6 protein-coding genes and 1 pseudogene are annotated in these 5,033 nt (G+C 41.3%); 6 read left to right on the forward strand and 1 reads right to left on the reverse strand.

The genetic code is table 11. From position 1 onward, the window contains the following. Positions 1-550 precede the first annotated feature (550 nt). The 5 genes from HMPREF9065_RS01705 (at position 551) to queF (ending at position 3,744) form a co-directional block, all read left to right on the forward strand. Positions 551-802 carry a type II toxin-antitoxin system Phd/YefM family antitoxin gene (locus tag HMPREF9065_RS01705; protein ID WP_021616779.1) on the forward strand — a complete coding sequence of 84 codons (252 nt, stop codon included), beginning with the start codon at positions 551-553 and terminating at the stop codon, positions 800-802. Continuing rightward, positions 799-1,053 carry a Txe/YoeB family addiction module toxin gene (locus HMPREF9065_RS01700; RefSeq protein WP_021616780.1) on the forward strand — a complete coding sequence of 85 codons (255 nt, stop codon included), beginning with the start codon at positions 799-801 and terminating at the stop codon, positions 1,051-1,053. The genes HMPREF9065_RS01705 and HMPREF9065_RS01700 overlap by 4 nt, the downstream gene beginning before the upstream one ends. 16 nt (positions 1,054-1,069) lie before the next feature. Then, complete coding sequence (locus HMPREF9065_RS01695; RefSeq protein WP_021616781.1) at positions 1,070-1,813, forward strand: YdcF family protein; 744 nt, start codon at positions 1,070-1,072, stop codon at positions 1,811-1,813. A gap of 161 nt (positions 1,814-1,974) precedes the next feature. After that, on the forward strand, positions 1,975-2,814 hold the full coding sequence (locus HMPREF9065_RS01690) for a DNA ligase (RefSeq protein WP_033002710.1): 840 nt from the start codon (positions 1,975-1,977) through the stop codon (positions 2,812-2,814). Between the two features lie 90 nt (positions 2,815-2,904). Continuing rightward, entirely contained in the window at positions 2,905-3,744 is an 840-nt protein-coding gene (gene queF / locus HMPREF9065_RS01685; RefSeq protein ID WP_033002711.1) for an NADPH-dependent 7-cyano-7-deazaguanine reductase QueF, read from the forward strand. Positions 3,745-3,840: 96 nt separating this feature from the next. Here the strand turns inward: queF and HMPREF9065_RS01680 are convergent, their stop codons facing one another. After that, a complete protein-coding gene (locus HMPREF9065_RS01680; protein WP_021616784.1) occupies positions 3,841-4,248 on the reverse strand; it encodes a helix-turn-helix domain-containing protein in 408 nt (135 codons plus the stop codon). A gap of 133 nt (positions 4,249-4,381) precedes the next feature. On the opposite strand from HMPREF9065_RS01680, the pseudogene HMPREF9065_RS0109565 reads away from it, so the two are divergent. Beyond that, positions 4,382-5,033 (forward strand): annotated as a pseudogene (locus HMPREF9065_RS0109565) (hypothetical protein); the annotation flags it as partial.

The following is a 5,033-nucleotide window of genomic DNA, read 5'->3' on the forward strand; positions in this document are numbered from 1 at the left end:
CTCATCGCGTGCAACTTGTTGCACGAATGATTAAACCTCAATGTGTAAATTCACGATTTCATACGTAGCGTGCATCTTGATGCACGACCAAATCACGCACAGAACGTTATTTCACCCTTTCGGATATTCATGATTTTGTGCGTAGCGTGCAACTTGTTGCACGAATAATTAAACCTCGATGCGTAATTCACGATTTCATACGTAGCGTGCAACTTGTTGCACGAATAATTAAACCTCAATGCGTAATTCATGATTTCGTGCGTAGCGTGCATCTTGATGCACGACCAAATCACGCACGGAACATTATTTAACCCTTTCGGGTATTCAAGATTTCGTGCAACAAGTTGCACGCTACGATTCACTAAAAGAGTGATATGATGAGAATAGATATTTCTAGGCGAAAGAATTTTTTGTCAGCACAGTGGGCTTAAAGAGCATATTGCCCCTTTTTAAGGGGAGCATAAAACCACACGTTTTACCTGTGGATTGTTATTGAAGCAGGTTCTTTGTTGTGCAATAATTTGTACAATTTTTGTATAAGGAACAACCAATGAACGTCATCAGTTATTCAGCTTTCCGCGCGGAATTAGCCACAACACTCGACCAAGTCGTTGCGAATCACAGCCCAGTTATGATCACCAGGCAAAATGGTAAACATGCCGTTGTCATGAGTTTAGAAGATTTTGCTGCTTATGAAGAAACGGCTTATTTATTGCGTAGCCCTAAAAACCGTAACCGATTATTAGAATCCCTTCAGCAATTAAATTCAGGTAACGTCATTGAACGAGAATTGCAAGAATGATTTTAGCTTGGACAGAAAACGCTTGGGATGATTATCTCTATTGGCAACAAACCGATAAAAAAGTGTTATCTCGCATTCATAAATTAATTCAAAATATTCTCAGAACCCCTTTTGAGGGGTTAGGCGATCCTGAACCGCTAAAACATCAATTAAGTGGTCTTTGGTCAAGAAGAATAGATAGAGAACATCGAATTGTTTATCATATTTCTGATACGCACTTAACGATCATTCAATGCCGCTATCATTATTAATACGTTTATTAACACTATGTTTGAACTTAAAAAACTCATCACCGCCATGATGCTACCGCCATTTAATATTTTGATTTTATGGCTATTCTCGCTTTTATTTTCATTCTTTAAATACAAAACATTAAGCCGCCTTTGTGCTTTTTTCGGCATTGTGTTGCTCTATCTTGTCAGCATTCCCTACACGGCACAAACCTTAAAAGACAGCTTAGTCACTGAAGATCGTTTAACCTTAAACGATTATAAACAGGCTCAAGCCATCGTTTTATTGGGTGGTGGCGTGCGTGATAGCAAAGAACTCTACGCACCGCTTGCGTCTTCTGCCACACAACTAGAACGTTTGCGCTATGCGGCTTATTTGCAAAAAGAAACGCAGCTGCCCTTGTTGATTAGCGGTGTCAGTCCGACCGGTGCTTCAGAAGGTAAGGTTTCTGCAGAAGAATTACAGACGTTCTTTAATGTGCCGACGAAATGGCTAGAAGAAAAATCTTTAACCACCAAAGAAAATGCCTTATACACCCGTCAATTACTAGAAAAAGAAGGCATCCATAAAATCATTTTGGTGACCAATGAATGGCATATGCAACGAGCAAAACTCTTGTTTCAACAGCAAGGATTCGATGTCTTGCCGGCAAGTGTCGGCGAAGGCATTACTCCGGACTCTTACGGATTAAACATGATGCACTTTGTGCCTCAAGCCGGTGCGATGGCAAAAAATATGCAATTACTGAAAGAGTGGATCGGTTATTGGAAAGAAAAATAATCTCATTTTCGACCGCACTTTGATTTGCTGAATACGCCCAAACAGGGCGTATTTTTTATCACCTTTCTTTTGATTTTCGATCCATATCGCAAAATATGACACACCGCATCGCACTACGCTTATTGCTTCGATAACGTTCTTTTTATTTAATGGAACCTGCTATGCGCCAAATTATCCTCTTTCTCACCCTTTTCTTTTTTCACCTCATTTGTTACGCGGACAAACCCGACTTAATGCTTTTAGAGACATACAAAAACCAAAATGTGACAGGCTGGGTAATGAGCGAAAAATTGGATGGTGTGCGCGGCTATTGGGACGGCAAACAGCTTTTTACTCGAGAAGGCATTCCCCTGACACCACCCGCTTATTTTCTAGAAAATTTTCCGCCTTTTGCCATTGATGGCGAATTATTTAGCCAGCGTGATCAATTTGCGGAAATTTCCTCGATTGTTCGTTCTCAACAGGATAAAGGTTGGCATAAGATAAAGCTTCATGTGTTTGATGTGCCTGATGCCAAAGGCAATTTATTTGAACGCTTAGCGCAATTAAAAATCTATTTGGCACAACACCCAAGAGCGCCCATCGAAATTATCGAACAAATTCCTATTGAAAACTCACAACACATCTATCAATTCTTACAACAAGTGGAACAGCAAAAAGGAGAAGGCATCGTAATTCGTAACCCCAATGCGCCTTACGAAAGAAAACGCAGTTCACAAATTCTTAAATTAAAGACCGCACTTGATGAAGAATGCACGGTGATTGCTCATCATGCCGGCAAAGGGCAATTTGAAAATGTCATGGGATCGATTACCTGCGAGAATCACCGTGGTCAATTTAAAATTGGTTCCGGATTCAAGTTGGAGGATAGAATGAATCCACCGCCTATTGGTTCACAAATCAGCTATAAATATCGTGGCTTAACAAACAAAGGCAAACCGAGATTTGCGACCTTTTGGCGACGTGTAAGTCTTTCCGATGAAAAACGCCACGCAGAATAAGACATCATAATAATCCGCGTCTTTTGACTTCCAACAGTTAAAATGGCATCATGCCAGCCTTATTTTAACGACAAGATCAGTAAGCTGCCTATGCACTATCAAGACAAAAGCCTCAATGCCCTTAAACTCGGTCAACAAACAAAATATGCAGAAAAATACGACCGCACTTTATTACAACCGGTTCCACGCCGATTAAATCGCGATCAACTCAACATCACCGCCACACAACCTTTTACGATCGGTGCGGATATTTGGACGGCATACGAAATTTCATGGCTCAACCCGAAAGGCGTGCCGCAAGTGGCGATTGCGGATGTCAGCATCGATTTTCGCAGTAAAAATTTGATCGAATCCAAAAGTTTTAAACTCTATTTAAACAGCTTTAACCAAACAACATTCGCCGATTTCGCCGACGTCCAACAAACGTTACAGCGTGATCTGCAAGATTGCGCCCAAGGCGAAGCCAACGTGCGGTTAAATTCGCTGGCGGATTACACCGCGCAACCGATTGTCGCCTTGTCGGGTGATTGCATTGATGCACAGGACATCGAGGTGCGGGATTATGCCTTTAATGCCGCCTTACTGAATCATTGCACCGGTGATCATCTGGTCGAAGAAACGTTAGTCAGCCACTTGCTCAAATCTAACTGCCTCATCACGCAACAACCGGACTGGGGCAGCCTACAAATTCATTATGTCGGCAAGCAAATTAACCGCGAACAACTATTGCGCTATATCATTTCTTTCCGTCAACATAACGAATTCCACGAGCAATGTGTCGAGCGTATTTTCTGCGACCTTATGCAATACGCCAAACCGGAAAAACTCACCGTTTACGCCCGTTATACCCGCCGTGGCGGTTTGGACATTAACCCTTATCGCTCCAACTTTGAACCATTGCCACAAAATTTAAGATTGGCAAGACAATAGTCAATCCATTTTGAAAACGCACCGCACTTTTGAATATCTTGCTCAAAGTGCGGTCTTCTTTTTTAGCTGTTTTTTCTTGTTACTGTCAGCTCGTTACTATGCTTTGTGCATATTTTTCAGCAAAGCGATTTCCCGCTCTAAACCTAGAATAATTTTATCTTTTTGTGCCAATAGTTCGTCTTTATGAGAAATAATTAATTGCAATTGTTGAATGGCTTTTTCTAAATTATCATTACCAACGGCGAATAAGAAATTATTTGAATTTGTTGATTCTGTGACTGAATTATTAAAATAAACTTTTTCAGATTCCCCATAAGAAAGCAATTCGCAAATATCCATATCAAACACTTCAGAAATTTGCTCCAAACGTGGCAGATTTGAACGCACATCACCTCGTTCAATTTTGGCATAACCGGTCACCGACATGCCTAATTTATCCGCCATATTTTCTTGGGATAATTGGTGTTGTTCACGTAATTGGCGAATTTTTTCATTAATTTTCATATTCTACTCTCGTAAGGTAAATAACTACCGCAACTCGGTAACCCTCTGTAATTGTTGGTTAATTGTACACAAATTAGTGAAAAATTATAATTCTTTTACCTTTTAATCCTACATTTATTTACAGAGGTCTTACATGAACTTTAAAAATACAACCATTGCAGCAGCAATTTTATTTTCCCTTACTGCCTGTGGAAGCAGTAGTGGCGGCTCTAACACGGTTGATAACAAACCAACGGCTAAAAATGAACAAACCCAACAACAAGTAGCAGACGCAAAAAAAGCGGAAGAAACACGTCAAGCTGAAAAAGCTCGTAAAGCCGAAGAAGCTCGTCAAGCTGAAGAAGCACGTAAAGCTGAAGAAGCTCGTAAAGCTGAAGGAGCTCGTCAAGCTGAAGAAGCACGCAAAGCTGAAGAAGCGCGTCAAGCCGAAGAAGCACGCAAAGCTGAAGAAGCTCGTAAAGCTGAAGAAGCTCGTAAAGCCGAAGAAGCACGTCAAGCCGAAGAAGCACGTAAAGCTGAAGAAGCTCGTCAAGCCGAAGAAGCACGCAAAGCTGAAGAAGCTCGTAAAGCTGAAGAAACGCGTCAAGCCGAAGAAGCACGCAAAGCTGAAGAAGCTCGTAAAGCCGAAGAAGCTCGTCAAGCCGAAGAAGCACGCAAAGCTGAAGAAGCTCGTAAAGCTGAAGAAGTACGCAAAGCTGAAGAAGCACGTAAAGCAGAAGAAACTCGTCAAGCTGAAGAAGCACGTAAAGCAGAAGAAGCACGCAAAGCTGAAGAAGCTCGTAAAG

Source organism: Aggregatibacter sp. oral taxon 458 str. W10330 (assembly GCF_000466335.1).
Classification (GTDB): Bacteria; Pseudomonadota; Gammaproteobacteria; order Enterobacterales; family Pasteurellaceae; genus Aggregatibacter.